This window comes from Mycobacterium sp. NGS11, from assembly GCF_059813315.1.
In genome coordinates this window covers 318,705-335,874 of record NZ_JCALEJ010000002.1, presented here as the reverse complement: position 1 = coordinate 335,874, position 17,170 = coordinate 318,705, and the positions used below count along the sequence as shown (strand labels likewise).

The window sequence follows — 17,170 nt, the reverse complement described above, 5'->3', positions numbered from 1 at the left end:
GAAGCAAATTCCCGAACTCAACGCCCGGGCAGCGGCCCCAATCCGCTGATTCCCAAGTTGCCCGCGATCCCCTGAATGATCTCGTTGACCCGGTCGAGCCCGGGAAGGGGTTCGTTGACGCCCGGTATGGGGGGAATCGGTGGGGCCGCCACCCTGCGCGGAGTCGCAGGACGCGCGGGCGCCGCCGGTGGGGCCGCCTGGGGAGTCGCCCCGGGTGTGGTGGTCATCGGCGTCTCGGTTTCGGCGGGTGGCGTGGTGTCGGAAGTTGACGGCACCGGAACTTCCGGTGGCGGCGCGGCGGGTTGGCCGGTTGCGCTGTTGGGCGCCGCCGGCGCCGTGCTCCGGATCGGCGTTGGTGTGGTCGCCGATTTGTTCTGCGAGGTCAGGCCGATCGCCACGGCGGTCCCGACCAGCAGCACCGCCGCGACCGCGATGATTATTGCCGCCGCCGGCAGCAGATGCCCTCGAGAAGACAGCTTCTTACGCGTGGCGGTTTCGGGTGCGGCCTCGGCCACCCGGGTCGGCTCGGCGCTCGCGGTCGCGTCCGTGCGCGGATCCGGCCGCGCCGACGCCCGAGCGGTCACGGCGGCGGGCGCGGCGGGCGCGGCGGGCGCCGCGGGTGCCGAAAGCGTCGCGCCGGCGTCGCCGGGGCCGTGCGCCACCCGCAACGCGGCGCCGACCGCGGCCGTGAGCTGCGGGCGCGGCGTCGTTGCCACGGGAACGCGGAAATGCCTAGACAGCGAGGTGATGACCGTCGGCAGGTTCGCCCCACCACCCGTCGAGACTATCGCGACGAGGTCGCGAATTCCGTTACGCGTCAACGCTTCTTCCAACGCCGCGATCACGCCGCCCAGCGGAGGGCGGATCGCGTCGTCAAGTTCGTGCCGGGTGAGCCGGACTTCACCGCGCGTACCGGTCAGCCCGTCGGTCAGCGTGGCGACCATGCTCGAGGACAGCTGTTCCTTGGCGATCCGGCACGCGCTGCGCAGGCGGCTCAGCGAGCCGATCGCCGCGGTGCCCGTCGGGAACGCACCGGTGGTCGGCATGTTGGCGATGGCGACGCCCAGCAGCGCCTGATCGACCAGGTCGCCGGAGAAATCGCGGTGCCGAACGGTCGGGGCCAGCGCGCGGTAGTCCCCGCCGGCGTCCATCAACGTGATGTTGGTGCCGCTGCCGCCGAAATCGCAGACCGCCACGGTTCCGCCCGGCGGTATGCCCGGATTGGCGCGCACGGCGAGCAGCGTCGCCGCGGCGTCGGGGATCAGCAGGATGGGGCGCGCCCGTTGCGACCATTCGGGGACCTCGCTCAGGGCGGCGCCGAGGGCATCCACAGCGTGTGACTCCCAGTGCGCCGGATACGTCACCGCGACGTCCTCGGGCACGGCATGGCCGCCGGTGGCGGCGTGCGCGAGCGCCCGCAACGCGTCGGCGATCAATATCTCGCTGCGGTGCACGGAGCCGTCGACCGCCACGACGCCACGCGCGTCGCCGACACGGTTGACGAAGCCGGTGATCACCACGCCGGGCCCCCGCAGTCCGGGGTTCTCCGCGGGGATGCCGACCTCGGCGGGACGATCCGGATAGAGCGTCAGAACGGGCTTGCGAGTGATGGCGTTGTCGCTGGTGACGGCCGCGAGGTTGGTGGTTCCGATCGACAAGCCCAGCGCTGTCCCGACTCCATTGGCCATATCCCGATTCCCCGTATCCACAGCACCAACTCGCATCCGGCTAGGCGTCATTGTGCCGTCGCAGTCTGTATTCCGTGTCAGCGGCGGCTATGCGCCCGCTGTGCGCCGTCAGCGGATGCTGCCCTCGCCGGCGATCAGCGGCAGGTCGAGGGGGGTGACCCAGCCCGGCCGCAGGTCGTTGACGGCGGGGACGGCATTGAGTGCGCGCAGGCCGGTCGCCAGGCATCCGGCCGCGGCCGCGTCCCGGCCCGAACCGTCGGTGAAGCGGAACGCCGTCTCCTGGAAGATGCTCGGGGTGCCCTCGATGTCCACGCGGTAGACGTCGTTGTCGTGGCCGGTGGGCCAGTCGGGGGCCGCGTCGAGCCCGATCCGGTTGACGTGCTCGAGCTGGATGCGGGTCTCGCCCCGGTAGACGCCGTTGATGGTGAACCGGACCGCGGCCACGTGCCCTGGCTTGATGACGCCCCTGGCCGAGTTGCGCTCCGTCGGGGTCACCCACTTGTCCCAGGTGGTGGTGATTTCGTCGAGCATGATGCCGGCGGCGTGCGCGATCATCGGGACGGTGGCGCCCCAGGCGAAGATCAGCATGTCGCGGTCTTCCAGCATCGGCTTGAACTCGGGCTCGCGGCCGATGCCCATCTCGAATTCGTAGTCGCCCTCGTAGTTGGTGTAGTCCAGCAACTCCGAAGCCCGGACCCGGCGCACCTCCGAGCACAGGCCCATCAAGGTCATCGGGAACAGGTCGTTGGCGAATCCGGGATCGATGCCGGTGGTGAAGCAGGACGACTCCCCCAACTCGCACGCCTCGGTGATCGGCTGGATCCAGTTCGGGGGGTTGAGGCTCATGGTCGGCCAGACCCACGGCGTCATCGCCGTCGAGCACACGTCGATGCCGGCCCGCAGGAACCGGGTGATCAGCGAGATGTTCTCCTTGGCATGCATCGCGGTCGGGCCGTAGTGAACCAGCGCATCGGGCTTCAGGGCGATCAGCGCATCGACGTCGTCGGTGGCGGTGATCCCGACCGGCTCGGGCAGCCCGCAAATCTCGCCCACATCGCGGCCGACCTTGCCGGGATTGCTGACGCCGACGCCGACCAACTCGAACAACGGATGCTTGACGATCTCGGCGATCACCATCTTGCCGACGAAGCCGGTTCCGTACACCACCACTCGCTTTGAGCCGTGTTCCGCCATGCGTTTACGCCACCTTTCCGGTTACCAGCCGAACTTCACATTAAGCTTCCCTACCGTCGCTCGTGGTGACACGATGCAATTCATGATGAAGCACCTCACCGGACCTTCGGTCCTGTTGGCCGTCGGTTTCGGATTCGCGAACGCGTGCGGCGTGGCCCACGCCCTGCCCCAGATGCCGAAGGTCCGCTATGAGGTCAACGGGCCCGCGGTCGCCGAATTCATCTACTACCAAACCGACGACGGGCAACTGCACCAGGTGAACGCGCCGCTGCCCTGGTCGACGGAGTTCACCGCCTTTGGCGGGGAAGTGTTCACCATCAGCGCGCAGGGGCCCGGCCCGATTTCCTGCAAGATCCTGCTGGACGGCAACGTGGTGAGCGCCGCGACGGCAACCACCGGTACGCCCGCCAGAACGGTCTGCACGCACTGACCCAGCGCTCCCCTTTGCCACCTCGAAGGAGGTCTAGATGAGCCTCAAGACGGGTCCCAAGAACGCCCTGGCGCCGCGAACGAATGGGGCGCCACCGTCCGACATTTCGCTCGCCGACATCCATCTCGACTCGCTGGACTTCTGGGGGTTGGACGACGACATCCGCGACGGCGCCTTCGCCACCCTGCGCCGCGAGGCGCCGATTTCGTTCTGGCCCGCGATCGAGTACGAGGGCTTCGAACCCGGCGGCGGGCATTGGGCGCTGACCAAACACGACGACGTGTACTTCGCGAGCCGTCACCCCGAAATCTTCAGCTCCAGCCCCAACATCACCATCAACGACAACACGCCGGAGATCAGCGAATACTTCGGCTCGATGATCGTGCTGGACGATCCGCGGCACCAGCGGCTGCGCTCGATCGTGAGCCGCGCGTTCACCCCGAAAGTGGTGGCGCGCATCGAGGCGTCGGTCCGCGAGCGGGCCCGCCGGCTGGTCGCCTCGCTGGTCGCCAATCATCCCGACGGAGAGGCCGAGCTGGTCAGCGAGCTCGCCGGTCCCCTGCCCTTGCAGGTCATCTGCGACATGATGGGCATCCCCGAAGACGACCATCAGCGCATATTCCATTGGACCAATGTGATTTTGGGGTTCGGCGACCCGGATCTGGCCACGGATTTCAACGAGTTCCTCCAGGTGTCGATGGACATCGGCGCCTACGCCAGCGCGCTGGCCGAGGACCGGCGAACCAACCACCACGACGACCTGACCACCAGCCTGGTGGAGGCCGAGGTCGACGGGGAACGGCTGTCCTCGGCCGAGATCGCGTCCTTCTTCATCCTGCTGGTGGTGGCCGGCAACGAGACGACGCGCAACGCGATCAGCCACGGTGTGCTGGCGTTGTCCCGTTACCCCGCCGAGCGGGAGAAGTGGTGGTCAAACTTCGACCGCCTGACCCCCACCGCCGTCGAGGAGATCGTGCGGTGGGCCTCCCCGGTGATCTATATGCGACGCACCTTGACCCGGGACTTCAAGCTCGGCGGCACCAAGATGAAGGCCGGCGACAAGGCCACGCTGTGGTACAACTCGGCAAACCGCGACGAGTCGACGTTCAACGATCCCTGGGTTTTCGACGTCGCCCGCACACCCAATCCGCACTTCGGTTTCGGCGGCGGCGGAGCCCATTTCTGCCTCGGCGCCAACCTGGCTCGCCGTGAGATCAGGGTCGTCTTCGACGAATTGCGCCGCGAGATACCCGACATCGTCGCGACGGACGAGCCCGCGCGCCTGCTGTCGCAGTTCATCCACGGCATCAAAACCCTGCCGGTGGCCTGGACCCCGCCTCGGTAGCCCCGGGCCCAATTCCCCTCTGTGCGAAGCTATATCGCCTTCTCGAATCCGACAGCGCATGCGCGAGCGGATTCGGGGCTTACGCTGACCACGTGACCATTCCCGCGTTTCCGGCCGCCGAGGTGCTGGCCGCCCGCCAAAAACTCGTGCTCGACCACTTCCACGACGAGGTTCGCCAAGCCTGGGACGACGTCTTGTCGACCTTTCCCCATCCGCGCTACGAGCTGATCCCCCAGATGCTGGTGCACGACGGCGACGAGGCGGTGCGCGAGTACTACGCCTATACGCGGACCGCGTTTCCCGACCAGGACCACGAAATCATCGCGGTGCGCCACAGCGCCGACGCGGTGATCGTCGAGTTCTGGCTGATGGGCACGCACCGCGGATACCTGGGCAAGGTCCCGCCCACGGGCAGCCGGTTCCGCGTCCGCATAACCGCCTACTTCGTCTTCGACGACACGGAAACCCTTGTCTGCGAACGTATCTACTTCGACACGCTGACCATGATCAAGCAGCTCCTGGGCGGGCTGGACATGAAGAGGCCGGCCAATTGGTGGCTGGCCGCGCGCTGCCTGCGCGGGTTCTTGTCGATGTCGTCTGAAAAGCCGGACCCCGCGCTGACCGACACGCGCGCCTTTGCGGGCTAGGAGATCATGTAGTCGCTGAGGGGAAAGGCCCGGGCTTCTCGCACTGAATTGAGCGTCGACGTCGGCCGCAGCAGCGACGCCTCACCGCTGGGGCTGAAGTAGTACGAACGCGATGTGGCGCAGTTACCGGCGTAGAACACGGAGTTGTCCAGCAGTTTGGTCATCCGCTCCATGAATCGGTCGGTGGCCTCCTCGGTCACCTCGAAGGTCGTCGCGCCGCGCCGCTTGACCTCACCGAGCAGCCGGTCCATGTGCCGCATCTGGTATTCGATGGTGTGGAAGAAGGACAGTCCGGAGAAGGCGAACGGGCTTGCCAAGCCCAGGTAGTTCGGGAAATACGGCATGGAGACGCCCTGGTAGGCCTGAAACCTGGTCTCTCGCCACCACTTACCCAGATTGCGGCCCTTGCGCCCGACCACCTCGATGGCCGGGAAGTTGGCCTCCCACAGGTCGAACCCGGTCGCCAGCACCAGCGTGTCGATGACGGTCTTGCGCCCGTCTGCGGTGACGATGCCGTCGTGCTCGATCCGCTCGATCGAGTTGGTCTCCAGGTGCACGTGCGGCTTGGTGAAAGCGCGATAGAAGCCGTTGGAAAAGGTGGGCCGCTTGCAGCCCATGTCGTAGTCCGGCGTCAACTTGGCGCGCAGTTCCTTGTCCCGGATCCACCGGAATCGGGACATCTTGGCCAGGTCGGAGGCCGAAATGTTGCCGCGCCCCCGTGACTCCCGGAAGTGCAGCGCGCCCACGACCATGATGATCTCGAGGATGATGTCGGTCACCCAGCGCAGCGCGCGCTGCGCCGCCGGCACCCGAGTAAACAGGCGACGCACCGCCGGGGAGAACTCGAAGTCGACCTTGGGGATCACGTGTGTCGCGGTGCGTTGGTAGACGGTCAGCTCGCCGGCCTCCTTGGCCAGCTCCGGGACGACCTGCACCGCGGACGCGCCCGTCCCGATGACCGCAATGCGCCGCCCCGCGTAGCTGTAGCCGTGGTCCCACGCCGTGGTGTGGACCACCTTCCCTTGGAAACTCGCGATGCCCGGGATGTCCGGCATGCGCGGCTGGGACAGGAATCCGGTGGCGGTGATCAGGAAGCGTGTCCTCAGCGTTTCGCCGCCCGCCAGCGCGACCCGCCACTCGGCGGCGTCGTCGTCCCACTGGGCGCCCTCGACGGTCGTGTTGAACCGCATGTGGCGGCGCACGTCGTACTTGGTGGCCACGTCCTGCGCGTAAGCCTTGACCTCGGCACCCGGCGCAAACAGCCGTGACCAGTCCGGCTTGGGCTCGAACCAGTACGAGTACGTAGTGGAGGGAATGTCGACAGCGATGCCCGGGTAGTGGTTTACGTGCCAAGTGCCACCCAGGTCGTCCTCGCGGTCGAGGATGATGAAGTTGTCAAATCCGAGGCGCTTCAGCTGAATAGCGGCGCCGATGCCGCCGAAACCTGCGCCTACGATGATCGCGTCGAAACGCTCCGTGTTCACAGCCTCGCTCCGTGCTACGTGATTGCGTACTTAAGGAATCATAAGCTTTCCCTAAGATACGCGACTCTAATAGGGCGCCACGCCGGGCGCATCCGAGCTTTGCCAGTATGTGATCTTGTCGACACAACTGGGGCAATCCGTCGACACGTCACCATGCCTGGTCAACCGGGTGATTAACCGCGTAAACGGCGGGTCCAAGCGCCGCAGTCGTCATCTTGTGGCCGGCCCGGCCGCGGACGTCCCCTGTAGTCGGCCCAGAAAATCGTGGCATCGCCGGGCGCGTTCGGAGTCCTGAGCCATTACTTCGTGGAAGAAAGACTCGACATCATCCAAACCCGCGTTCTTCGCATCACGCGCGTACTGGCCATAATCGTGCCCCGCCTTCAGCGAGTGATATTGAAGGGAAATAAGATCGAAAGTTACGTCGTCGAATCCCGTTTCACCCGTTGCCATGTCGCCACCTCCTGACACTGAGCGCCAATCTGGTACTCGCCGTCTCCGGCTACCCTGAATGGACAACACCAAACGACGACTCGAATGGTTTTTTTGGCAAGCCGCTGCGCGATGGGCCGCACCGGTCCGATGGCGACGACGCCGCCGCCATCTTCCGCGGTATACAGGAAAACATCACTTAATGGTTGGCAACTTGACAGTTTTGGGAGGGCTGGCATGGGCATTTTCGATGCCATGAACGCACGTCAATCTCTTCGTCTCCTCGGTTCAGCAGTAGTTCTCGCGGCGTCGGGCGTGGCCGTTTCGGCCGTGTCCACGTCGATCGTCCCGTCCGCTTCGGCCCAGTGTCCGGACGTGCAAGTGGTGTTCGCCCGCGGCACCGGCGAAGCACCCGGCGTCGGCCCCACCGGACAAGCCTTCGTCGACTCCCTGCGCCAGCGCGTGGGCGGACGCTCCTTCGACGTCTACCCGGTCAACTACCCCGCCAGCGACCAATGGGACACCGGCATCGACGGCGTCAGAGACGCAGGCGCCCATGTCAATTCGATGGCCCACGACTGCCCCAACACCAAAATGGTGCTCGGCGGCTACTCCCAGGGCGCGGCCGTGATGGGCTTTGTCACCTCCGCCGCCGTACCCGAGGGCATCGACCCCAACACCGTGCCCAAACCGCTGTCCCCCGACGTCGCCAGCCACGTCTCCTCGGTCGTGCTCTTCGGCATGCCTAACGTGCGGGCAATGAACTTCCTGGGCGAACCCCCCGTGGTCATCGGCCCGCTCTACCAAGACAAGACCGTCAAGGTGTGCGCCACCGAAGACCCCGTCTGCTCCGACGGCATGAACTTCTCCGCCCACGACACCTACGCCGACGACGGCGCCATGATCGACAAAGGCGTCAGCTTCGCCTCCAGCCACCTCGGTATGGGCGGGCCGGCTCCGGTCGCGTCGCCGGCGCGAGGATTCGGCACCTGAGCGGCCGGGCGGCCTGAGCTAGATCGTCTCGGGCATGACGGCCGCGACGATCAGCGCGACCACCAACGCGGTGATGAACACGTACGACAGCGTCACCCCGACCAAGGCACGCTCGCGACCACGCTGGCCGGTCTGGCGAATCTGGGCTAACCCCAGATGCCCCAGGATCAGTCCCGCTGGGGCGAAGACGAACGCAAACACCACCGACAGCGTCGCCAACACATTGGCTTCGTCCCGCGGCGGGCCAGGAGGTGGCTGCGGTACTGGATGCGGGCCAGGCGCACCCGCGCCGAACGGATTGGGCTGAAACGGGCCGGGGCCAAAGGGATTCGTCATCGGCTCAACTCGGGATCTTGCCCAGGATGTAGTTGGCGATGTCCAGGGCGGCTTGCTCGCCCCGATCGGTGTCCACCAGCACGACGTTGATGTCCACCACCACATTGTTCTTGGCGACGATCGCGCGATCGTTACGAGATCGCATCGCCGGGCCCTGCGTGGTCAAAACCATGACGGTGATGCCGTTTCCGGCGTCGGAGGGGACGCCCATGGTCACCGCCACCGGCGGCGACTGCTTGCCCGGGGGCGGCAGGATGTTCATCGTCGAGCCTCCACATTTTCGCCATATCGACACCAGATTCGTCAATTGTCGCTGCGCGGCCGGCGGGTCACGAAAGGCCATGACCACCTGTCCCGCTTCCTTCAGGGCAGGTACGTCGTGGTCGTCGATCAGCACCAAGCCGTAATAGCCGACGAGGGCCTGCATATCACTGTTCGGGGCGCCGCCGCCCATCACCGGCCAGCACTCGGGGCGATCAACGGAGGCGCTGTCGGAGTCCGGGCCCGGCTTGTAGGTGGGCGGAAGGGCAACGAGGTTGGGGATCCCCATGAACCGTTTGACGTCGTCGATGGTCGGCAGCAGTCCGGGCAGGCCCGTGGGCGTGACCATAGGCGAGGACGGCGCAGAAGTGGTTGATGCTGCCCTACTCGTGGTTGACGCCGTCCGGGACGGGCCGCTGTCGGTCTGCGATGCCCAGGCCACCACGGCCACCACCGTCAGCGTGATGACCGCGTACGACAGCATCAGCCCGACGATCGCGCGGTCGCGGCCCCGTTCGCCGGAGCGGCGTATCTGCTTGAGACCTAGATGCCCCAGCACCGCCCCGGCGGGGGCGAAGACGAACGCGAACACCACCGACATCGTCGCAAAGATGTTGGTGCGCGGCCGCTGCGGTGGCGGCGCCGTGTAGATCGGCGGGCCGGGCGGCATTCCGCCGTACGGAGCACCACCAAAGGGGTTGCCACCGAAGGCATTGGGCCCGGAGGGTTCCTGTGGATTCGTCATGGCTCAGCTCGGAATCTTGTTGAGTATCTGGTTGGCGACGTCCACGGCGGCTTGCCGGGCGCGGTCGGTGCCGTTGCCGGTGTAGGACACCAGCAGGTCGATGAAGACGTTTGCCTTGGCCGCGACCGCGTGCACATTCAGCGACGCCTCCGATGCCAGTTCGACTGTGCTGATGCCGTTCCCGACGTCGAGCGGCCCAGTCACCGAAATCATGAAAGGCGCCTTGTTCGGCCAGGTGTCTTTCACTGAAGCTCCGTTACATTGGCGCCACACTGAGAGAAATTTCGTCAGCTCTGTTCGCGCCGCGGCTCCGTCGACGAACGACGCGACGCCCGGGCCCACCGTGACCGTATTGTATGAATCGCCCCCTGCCCCTTCGACGTACATTGCGACGTAGAAGCCTTGCATCGCACCGCCGTTATAAAGTTCCGGCACGCCAACGTCAAGGGCTCCCCTACACTCCGGTCGGTCGAGGGTTTCTAGGGCCGGCTGCGGCTGGTGCGATGCTCCGCCGATCGTCAGGGTCTGCTCACCGGTGATGACTTTAACGTCATCGAGGCTGGGGATCAGTGCAGGTAAATCGGCCGGTTTCACTATCGGCGCCGCTGTGGTGGTGGGCGCGGCGATGTGCGCCGGAGCGCCCGAGGGCTGCAAACCCCACACCACCAAAACTCCGACCACGACGACGATCACCGCATACGACAGCACCGTCCCGACCAGTGCCCGATCGCGGCCGCGCTGCCCGGTGCGCTGGATCTGCCGAAGGCTCAGGTGCCCCAGGGCGGCACCGACGGGGGCGAACACGAACGCGAACACCACCGACAACGTCGCCAGGGCGTTGACCGGTGGACGGTCCGGCGGCGGTGCCGTCGGCGGCGAAGACACCGGAGGCGCAGCGGGATTGCTGCCGAACGGGGTGCCGCCGAACGGATTGTGCTCGAACGGGTTTCGAGGTGGGATCGTCATGTTCGCGACTGCCTAGAGCACACCGAAACTCGAAGTCACCCAGCGGACCGGGTCGACGCAGCGGAACGGGGCGATGCCCCGGGCGTGTAGGCGCTGCCCGCTGGGTGGCTGGCCGAGGGCGGAGACGACGAAGAACCGGTGCCTCAATCGCCGGGGCGTGGAGGGGTTTTCGACCCCGGCGATGATCGAGCCGGCGTTGAGCCGGGTGAGCAGGCTGCGGACCTCCTCGTGCAGCAGCTGACCGTCGTTGTCGTCGTAGAGCACGGAATCCGAGGGATCACGCAGATAGGCGGCCCCGGCGTTGGACATCACCATGCTCCACTCGGACCCGTCGACATCCCGCAGCGCTCGAAGGGCGTCGAACTTCGACAAAATGACCGCGAGCCGCGGTTCACCGGAACCGATGGCCATCATCACGTTGTTCAGCACGCCGCGCGGGTCCCCGCCGCTCACCATCTGCGGGGGCAGCAGGTCCTGCAGCTGATCCCGAATCGATTGCACCCGAAGCGGATCGAACATGAAGAACACGGCCTCGGCGTTGCTGAAGAACCGAAACGGCGGAGAATGCAGGTTCCCGGACTCCATGTCCTCACCGGCGACGTCGCGCAACACCAGGTAACGCTGGATCCCATGCCACGTGCCCAGGCTGAAGATCAGCGGCTCGCGCTGAGTCGAGGTCTGCGTCATCATCGTGGGCGTCGGCGGGATGAGACCGCGCTGCACGAACAGCGGTGTCTCGTAATGGGTGGCGTACGCGACGGCCGTCGAGCGCGTCGCGGGCGCCATCGCGAACCCGAGGTGTTCGCACAACAGCTGCAGCTGGCGGACCAGCACGCCGATGTAAAGGCTCTTGCCGGTGGCGCGGGCCCCCGCCATCGCGATGCAATAAGCCTGACCCTCCCGCCACCGGTCGGGCAGGGTGAAATGGCAGACCGGGCAGATCTCGAGGACGGGGCCGCGCAGCGCCTGCGCGGCGATGTTCGGCGGCGGCGGACCGTTGTATCCGGGCGGCCGATCCCACCGGAACATCGGGCCGATGTCGGCCTTGGCGCCCAGAAACGCCGAGCCGACCTCGTCGTGGTAGCGCGGCGCGCCGCTGGCGGGCGCGAGCGTCCACAGGTGATGATCGGGATCCAGAAGCCCAAAGCAGCGTGGACATTTCGTCAATATCGCCGGGGCGGTCGGAGCGGTCATGTCAGCGCCCGAACAAGGCCGGCGGCGATCTCGTCGAGCACCTGCGGATGCGCCAGCAGTTCGGCGGTGGCATCTTGCCCCGACCGCGGTGCCGGCAGCCGTGGCCCGGCGGCACGGCGGTCATCCGACAGGGTGATCAAGGCGAATCCGCTGTGCACGCCGCTGGCCGGGAAGTCCGAACAGGCCACGGTGGCGATGTCGGTGCGCAGCCGCGACCAGCGTGCACCCGCCGACCATCGCGGCTGCACCTTGCGAACCGCCTCGGCCAGCCCCAGCCCCGGTCCGTTGGCGTGTCCGTCCACCGGAACCTTGGTGACGTCGGCGCCGACGAGGACCGCGGCGACGTCGTGAATCCCGAGGGCATCGGCCACCCCGACCGCCACGTCGGTGGCGGCCGCCGCGCTGCCGTCGGCGAACCAGGGCCGCATCGACGCCGAACTGTTCAGCGCGACAACCAGTTCGGCGTGGGCCTGCTTGCGGTCGCGGCCGATGAGACGCCGCGCGGACGTCCGCGCCGCTGCCGCCAGCGGGCTCAGCGCCGTGTCGGCGGCGGCGGTGACAGCGACTTCGATGTGGTGACCGGCCGGACGCAGCTCGGCGAACACCACCGTGGTGTCGCCGCTGACATCCACCGGATCGAACAGCACCTGCACCGGGTCGGCTTCGTCGGGCACATCGTGCGCGATCGCCAGGTGCACCACGGCGCCGGCACCGAACTGCGTGGTGAATGCGGGCCGGACGGCGACGGTGACGGGACCGGTCAGCGAGGGCAAGACGACATGATGAGGGCTCGAGCGCACCACGGGCTGGCCCGGTGCGCCCTGGATGTCGAGCGTCGCGTCGCGGACCGCACCGCTGATCGACACCGAAAGCGGCCCAACGGGTATGTGCGCGCGTTGATTACGTGCGGTCAGGGCGTAGATCGGCATCAGCGGTTCCTCCACATCTGAGCCGGCGGGGCCGTCTGCGGGGCAAGCCCGTCGGCGCGGCGGGTCAGCGCCGTGTTCACCAGCTTCCGGTAGCGCCGCGGCGGTGCCGCATCGTTGCTGCCGACCATCCGCATCATCACCGCGAGCACCCCCTCCTGGTCGTCATCGCTGAACGGCCGTCTCGCCGTCACCGCGGCGGCGGCCGCGGCCAGCACGCCATCGACGGCGTCGCCCGGCTCGGCGGCGTCGGTGCGCAACAGGCTGGCCGCCACAACCTCGGTGGCCGTGACGATCTCGCTGTCCGCCAGGGCCAGCACCTGCTCGGTCGCCGCGCCGGCCACCAGCGGGTCGCCGGCCAGCCGGCCCGCCGCAACCGGTCGCGGCTGTCCCGCGATCAAGCCCAGGGCCGCGAACACCGCCACCCGCACCGCGCAGTCGGGATGTATTCGCTCAGGCCCGATCTCGCGTAGTGCCGTGTCCCACAGCCCGGCATAAGCCTGCTGATGAGTGTTGAGGTAGCCCCGCTGCACCCAGGATGCCGGATCGACCATCCGCAGCGCCGCGCATGCCACCGCGAGGTCATCGTTGTTAGCGCCGGTGATCTCGTCGGCCAACCGGGCCAGTGATTCACTGTCGGGCGCCCCCAGCAGGGTCGGCAACAGCGCGGCGGTGCTCATCGTGGCGCCGCCCGCCGCCAGCAGCTGGGTGGGATCCCAGATCCGTTGGGCCGCCAGCTCGTCGCGGCGCGGCGACCCGTTGGCCGCGAGCCACCAGAGCTCGGCGAAGCGATCCGCCTCACCGGGGTTGCGTTCGGCGCGCATGCCGCACACCGCAGCTCGCGTCCACGTCGCGTCCCACGGTTGTGCGCCAAGCAGTTCGGCCGCCGCGGGCATGGTCGATCCATCGGCGAACCAATCGAGCACGGCGTCGCTGATCGGCGTGGCGCGTTCACAACTCAGGCGCAGCGCCGCGGCGGCCGCGGCGATCCGGGTTTCGGGGCCGAGCCGGTGCGTCAACCGCCGGGCCAGCGTGGGCCCGGTGTGCGGGTCGGCGAGCTGGGCCGCGACGCCTTCGGTGAGGGCCTGAGTCAGGCGATCGTCGTCGACGCCCGCTCTCAGTAGCAGGTCGACCAGCTTGAGCAGCCGCTGCGGGTCACCGGCGGCGCCGGCCCGCTCCAGCGCCGGGCCCAGCGCGGCCGTCAGCGGTTCGGGAACCGCACGGCCGTGATAGGTGTTGGCGCTCAATGGGATCGGGCCGAGCTGATCCAGCCAGGTGTCGTCGCCGATCGCGCGGCACAGGTAGGTCAGCGCGGCGTGTTCGCCGGCGAACCCGGGCAGGTTCTGTTCGGCCGCCTTCCACGCGTCGGGCGTGGTGTGGCCGACCAGGGCCGAAAGCGCCTCGTCGACAAGGCGTTCGGTCGGAGACCCGGGGGTGATGCCGGCCGGCGAGTGGGCGGTGATGATCGCGTTGGCCTCGGGATGGGCGGCCGCGAAATCTTCGTCGGCGGCGATCGTGACCGCCAATGGCCAGGCCGGGTGCAGGCCCCGATCGTCGGTTTGGGCGGCCCGGCGGTCGAGTTCGTCGAGCATCGCCAGTGCCGATTGCGGGTCGAGTAGCACCTCTTGCGCCATCACCGACCAGGCGGTGACGTCGATCGCCTGACCGGCCGCGGTCCGATGGGGTTCGCCACCCAGCTCCCCCAGCGACAGCGTCGCGGTCTCGTCGATGACGACGAAACCCGTTGGCAGCGTGTCCAAGTCACCGATGGGCACCGCGGTCAGGTGCGCGATGGCGTGCTGCGCCGAGCCGAGCTGGTCGGCGCGGTCGAAGGTGCTGAAGTTCAGGGTGGCCGCGGCCCCCGGTGACATCAAAAAACTCACCAGGCCGATCCACTGCGCAGCGGAGTCGACGGAGACGGTACCCAGGACGACGGGCGCGCCGCCATCGAGGGCCGCCGCCACCGCGTCGAGCAGCCCGAGCAGGGTGCCGACCCGCCAGGTCGTGGTGTCCAGCGCGAACGCGATCGCGCTTTCCCGGGTGACGACGTGCGCTGCGCCCGGCGGGTCGGCGGGCAGGGCGGCGCGCTCGACGGCCGCGGCGCCGAACGGGCGTAGCCAGGCGGGCGAGCCCCACCGCTGAATGGGCCGCAGCCGCGGCGCGGAATCCGGTGCCCGGTCCAGCAATACGTGGGCGAACACGTTGCCCGGGCGCCCCGTGCTGTCGGCGCCGGCGGCGACGGTGTGCCAGTAGCCGGCCGCGTCGCCGGCCCAACGCCGGTACTCCAGCCGCCGTGGCGCCGCGTCCAACTGTTCCGGGGTGGGGTAGTCGGGGAGCGGGATGACGGGCCGAAACGCGGTGCGGACACCGGACGCGAGGCGTTGGGTCTCCTCGGGCGACAAATCCCCGGTCGTCTGCTTGACCTGCCAGCCGCCAGCGCCGCCCGGCTGGTCGAAACTCGTGTAGGCCAACTGGCCGTAGCGCGGGGTCACGGCGCGCCCACGCTCAAACGGAGGCTGTGCACCGGCGGGTCCAGCAGCGCGATGGTGCGCAGCCGCGCCGCCGAGGGCGTGTTGACGAACAATCGGATCCATCCGCGTCGGCCCCGCAGGTCGACGGCCCAGGGCTCGGCGGTGCCGGCGGTGGTCAGGGCCGACCATCGCAGTTCCTTGGAGGGGGTGGCCGCCAGGCCGCCCTGTGCGTCCAGCGGCGCGGCGTCCAGCGCCTCGCCGTCGGTGGGCGACAACGGAATTCGGTCGGGGTTGTTGATCAAGACGAATGCCGGTGAGCCCGGCACTTCGTATTCGGACCGCATGTAGATGGTGGCGTGCGACGGCTGTCCGTGCGGATCGCGGCTCAACTGCACCGCGTACTGCAACCGCAACAGGCCCGCGTATTCGATGCTGCGTACGGTGCCGATGGCCCGGCGGCCGGCGGAGAACGCCACCGGCGCCAGGTGCAGGGAACACCCGCTCACCGGCAGTTTGCCGTTGGGCAGTTGCAGGCCGCCGTACTTCTCGTACTGCTCGACGGTGATTTCGTAGGACGTGCCGGTCAAACCGTTGCGCGGGTCATAGCCCTTGGGGGCCAGATACACCACGACGACGGCGGCGCCCTGCGGCCAGTCGAACGTCAAAACCTGCTTGTTGCAGTACTCGGCCAGCTCGACATCCCGAATGACCCCGGTGCGCACCGAACAAAAAGTCTTGCCCAGCAACGCACGACCCGCCAGCACGGTGACCGGGGTGAAGTAGGCGCGGCTCCAGTCCGTCGGCCACGACACCCCCGACATCATCGACCACGGCCGCCCGTCGGGACCGGCCTGCTGGGTGATCGGTTGCGTCAGGCGCAAATCCGGGGTCAGTCCGACCTGCTCGAGCGCGGCCTCGGGCAGGTCATTGGCCTCGGCGCCGGCGGCCGGGCCCTTCTGGCTTCGATAGATCACCACCTCGCCGGCGGAGGGCGGCTGCCAGGTGAGCTCGAAGCCGTCGGTGGCCCCCGGCGCCGACGTCACCATCAAATCGGTGACCGGCGTTAGGACGGCGGCGATTTCGACCTCGGCGTCGACCGGCGCTGCCAGTCGCAGCACGCCGTTGACCGGGACCGCGGCCCGAACCCGATACACGTAGCGCCGCCCCGGCGCTGGGTCGGAGTCGACGAACCCGGCACGGTTGTCGCGGTCCAGCAAGATCCGATGCTGCGGCCCCTCACGACCGGCTTCCTCGGCCAGCATCCGGGACACGAACACGGTGCTGACCGCCGAAGGCACCGTCCAACTGCCGATGACCTTGCCGTTGTCCTGCCGAACCACGCAATCGCGCACCGGGCTGACGGCCACACCCTCGGCGTGCTTGATCGGCTGCGCCGCAAGCGCTTCGGCGCGGGTACTGCCGACGTTGACCCACACCTGGTAGTAGCGCACCGCTGCGGCAGAGGGCTCGTGGTCGGCCGCGGTGGTCGCGTGGGTGGCCGCCACCAGCCGGGCCCGGTCCGGGGAGTACGGCGCGTTGTCCTCTTGCGCGACCAGCCGGTAGATCACCACGGCATCGCCGCCCGGTAGGTACGGCGTCCAGGTCAGCTCGCTGCCCGCGGTGTCGCCGTCGTCGGGCCGTGACGGTCTGACGGTGACGGCGGCCAACGGGCCGGTCTGCTCACCGAAGGCGTATGCGGCGAAATCGGCTGCATTCAACGGCAATTCGTCGCTCGTCGTGCTGTCTGCGGCGTGGGTCGGATCACCGTCGGGTCCAACCGCGGACAGGCCGGCCGGGCGATGCCGGCCCGGCGACGGCTGCGACTCCACCTCGGCCAAAACGGCCGCCAACTCCTCGGCGTACTCGGCGACCGAGCCGGGCAGCATCGCCCGGATCTGTTCCACGTCCGTGCGTCCGGACCGCAGAATCAGCCGCAGGTGGGTTTCCTTGAAGCCGGCCTTGGACACCGCCCCGGAATCGATCAGGCGCTGGCGCCACGCGATCAGGGCGTTGAGGCGGGGGTCGTCGGCGTCGCCGGCATGTTGCGGATCGGGCATG

General features: G+C 68.0%; 15 protein-coding genes. 4 read left to right on the top strand and 11 right to left on the bottom strand.

Annotated features, from left to right (window positions below):
* Positions 1-17: 17 nt before the first annotated feature.
* Together AC5Y4T_RS04270 and AC5Y4T_RS04265 are read right to left on the bottom strand one after the other, a co-directional pair.
* Positions 18-1,688, bottom strand: coding sequence for an Hsp70 family protein (locus AC5Y4T_RS04270; RefSeq protein WP_499915805.1), 1,671 nt, complete (start codon positions 1,686-1,688; stop codon positions 18-20).
* A 108-nt stretch (positions 1,689-1,796) separates the two neighbouring features.
* Positions 1,797-2,882 (bottom strand): NAD(P)H-dependent amine dehydrogenase family protein, encoded by a 1,086-nt coding sequence (locus tag AC5Y4T_RS04265; RefSeq protein ID WP_499952288.1) that lies wholly within the window; start codon positions 2,880-2,882, stop codon positions 1,797-1,799.
* Between the two features lie 82 nt (positions 2,883-2,964).
* Here AC5Y4T_RS04265 and AC5Y4T_RS04260 point away from each other — a divergent pair, with 82 nt between their 5' ends.
* The 3 genes from AC5Y4T_RS04260 (at position 2,965) to AC5Y4T_RS04250 (ending at position 5,304) form a co-directional block, all read left to right on the top strand.
* The gene (locus AC5Y4T_RS04260; RefSeq protein ID WP_499952287.1) at positions 2,965-3,312 is read left to right on the top strand and encodes an MmpS family transport accessory protein; all 348 of its coding nucleotides are present in this window, start codon (positions 2,965-2,967) and stop codon (positions 3,310-3,312) included.
* A 37-nt stretch (positions 3,313-3,349) separates the two neighbouring features.
* Positions 3,350-4,657 (top strand): cytochrome P450, encoded by a 1,308-nt coding sequence (locus AC5Y4T_RS04255; protein ID WP_499952286.1) that lies wholly within the window; start codon positions 3,350-3,352, stop codon positions 4,655-4,657.
* 92 nt (positions 4,658-4,749) lie between these two features.
* Positions 4,750-5,304, top strand: a complete 555-nt coding sequence (locus tag AC5Y4T_RS04250; protein ID WP_499952285.1) for an ester cyclase — start codon at positions 4,750-4,752, stop codon at positions 5,302-5,304.
* On the opposite strand, the gene AC5Y4T_RS04245 is transcribed toward AC5Y4T_RS04250, so the two are convergent.
* Complete coding sequence (locus AC5Y4T_RS04245; RefSeq protein ID WP_499952284.1) at positions 5,301-6,788, bottom strand: flavin-containing monooxygenase; 1,488 nt, start codon at positions 6,786-6,788, stop codon at positions 5,301-5,303. The genes AC5Y4T_RS04250 and AC5Y4T_RS04245 overlap by 4 nt on opposite strands.
* A 210-nt stretch (positions 6,789-6,998) precedes the next feature.
* Positions 6,999-7,241 (bottom strand): acyl carrier protein, encoded by a 243-nt coding sequence (locus AC5Y4T_RS04240; RefSeq protein WP_499952282.1) that lies wholly within the window; start codon positions 7,239-7,241, stop codon positions 6,999-7,001.
* A 216-nt stretch (positions 7,242-7,457) separates the two neighbouring features.
* Here AC5Y4T_RS04240 and AC5Y4T_RS04235 point away from each other — a divergent pair, with 216 nt between their 5' ends.
* Positions 7,458-8,213 carry a cutinase family protein gene (locus AC5Y4T_RS04235; RefSeq protein ID WP_499952280.1) on the top strand — a complete coding sequence of 252 codons (756 nt, stop codon included), beginning with the start codon at positions 7,458-7,460 and terminating at the stop codon, positions 8,211-8,213.
* Positions 8,214-8,231: 18 nt separating this feature from the next.
* Here AC5Y4T_RS04235 and AC5Y4T_RS04230 read toward each other — a convergent pair whose 3' ends face one another.
* The 7 genes from AC5Y4T_RS04230 to AC5Y4T_RS04200 all read right to left on the bottom strand — a co-directional run bounded on the left by AC5Y4T_RS04230 (position 8,232) and on the right by AC5Y4T_RS04200 (position 17,169).
* Positions 8,232-8,549, bottom strand: a complete 318-nt coding sequence (locus tag AC5Y4T_RS04230) for a DUF4190 domain-containing protein (protein ID WP_499915789.1) — start codon at positions 8,547-8,549, stop codon at positions 8,232-8,234.
* 4 nt (positions 8,550-8,553) lie between these two features.
* Entirely contained in the window at positions 8,554-9,555 is a 1,002-nt protein-coding gene (locus AC5Y4T_RS04225; protein WP_499915787.1) for a sensor domain-containing protein, read from the bottom strand.
* A gap of 3 nt (positions 9,556-9,558) precedes the next feature.
* The gene (locus tag AC5Y4T_RS04220) at positions 9,559-10,374 is read right to left on the bottom strand and encodes a sensor domain-containing protein (RefSeq protein WP_499952335.1); all 816 of its coding nucleotides are present in this window, start codon (positions 10,372-10,374) and stop codon (positions 9,559-9,561) included.
* A gap of 159 nt (positions 10,375-10,533) precedes the next feature.
* Entirely contained in the window at positions 10,534-11,688 is a 1,155-nt protein-coding gene (locus tag AC5Y4T_RS04215; RefSeq protein ID WP_499950740.1) for a hypothetical protein, read from the bottom strand.
* 23 nt (positions 11,689-11,711) lie between these two features.
* On the bottom strand, positions 11,712-12,644 hold the full coding sequence (locus AC5Y4T_RS04210; RefSeq protein ID WP_499952277.1) for a hypothetical protein: 933 nt from the start codon (positions 12,642-12,644) through the stop codon (positions 11,712-11,714).
* Entirely contained in the window at positions 12,644-15,133 is a 2,490-nt protein-coding gene (locus AC5Y4T_RS04205; RefSeq protein ID WP_499952274.1) for a GAP1-N2 domain-containing protein, read from the bottom strand. Before AC5Y4T_RS04205 ends, AC5Y4T_RS04210 begins: the two co-directional genes overlap by 1 nt.
* The gene (locus AC5Y4T_RS04200; protein ID WP_499952270.1) at positions 15,130-17,169 is read right to left on the bottom strand and encodes a SaeA-related protein; all 2,040 of its coding nucleotides are present in this window, start codon (positions 17,167-17,169) and stop codon (positions 15,130-15,132) included. Before AC5Y4T_RS04200 ends, AC5Y4T_RS04205 begins: the two co-directional genes overlap by 4 nt.
* Position 17,170 lies beyond the last annotated feature (1 nt).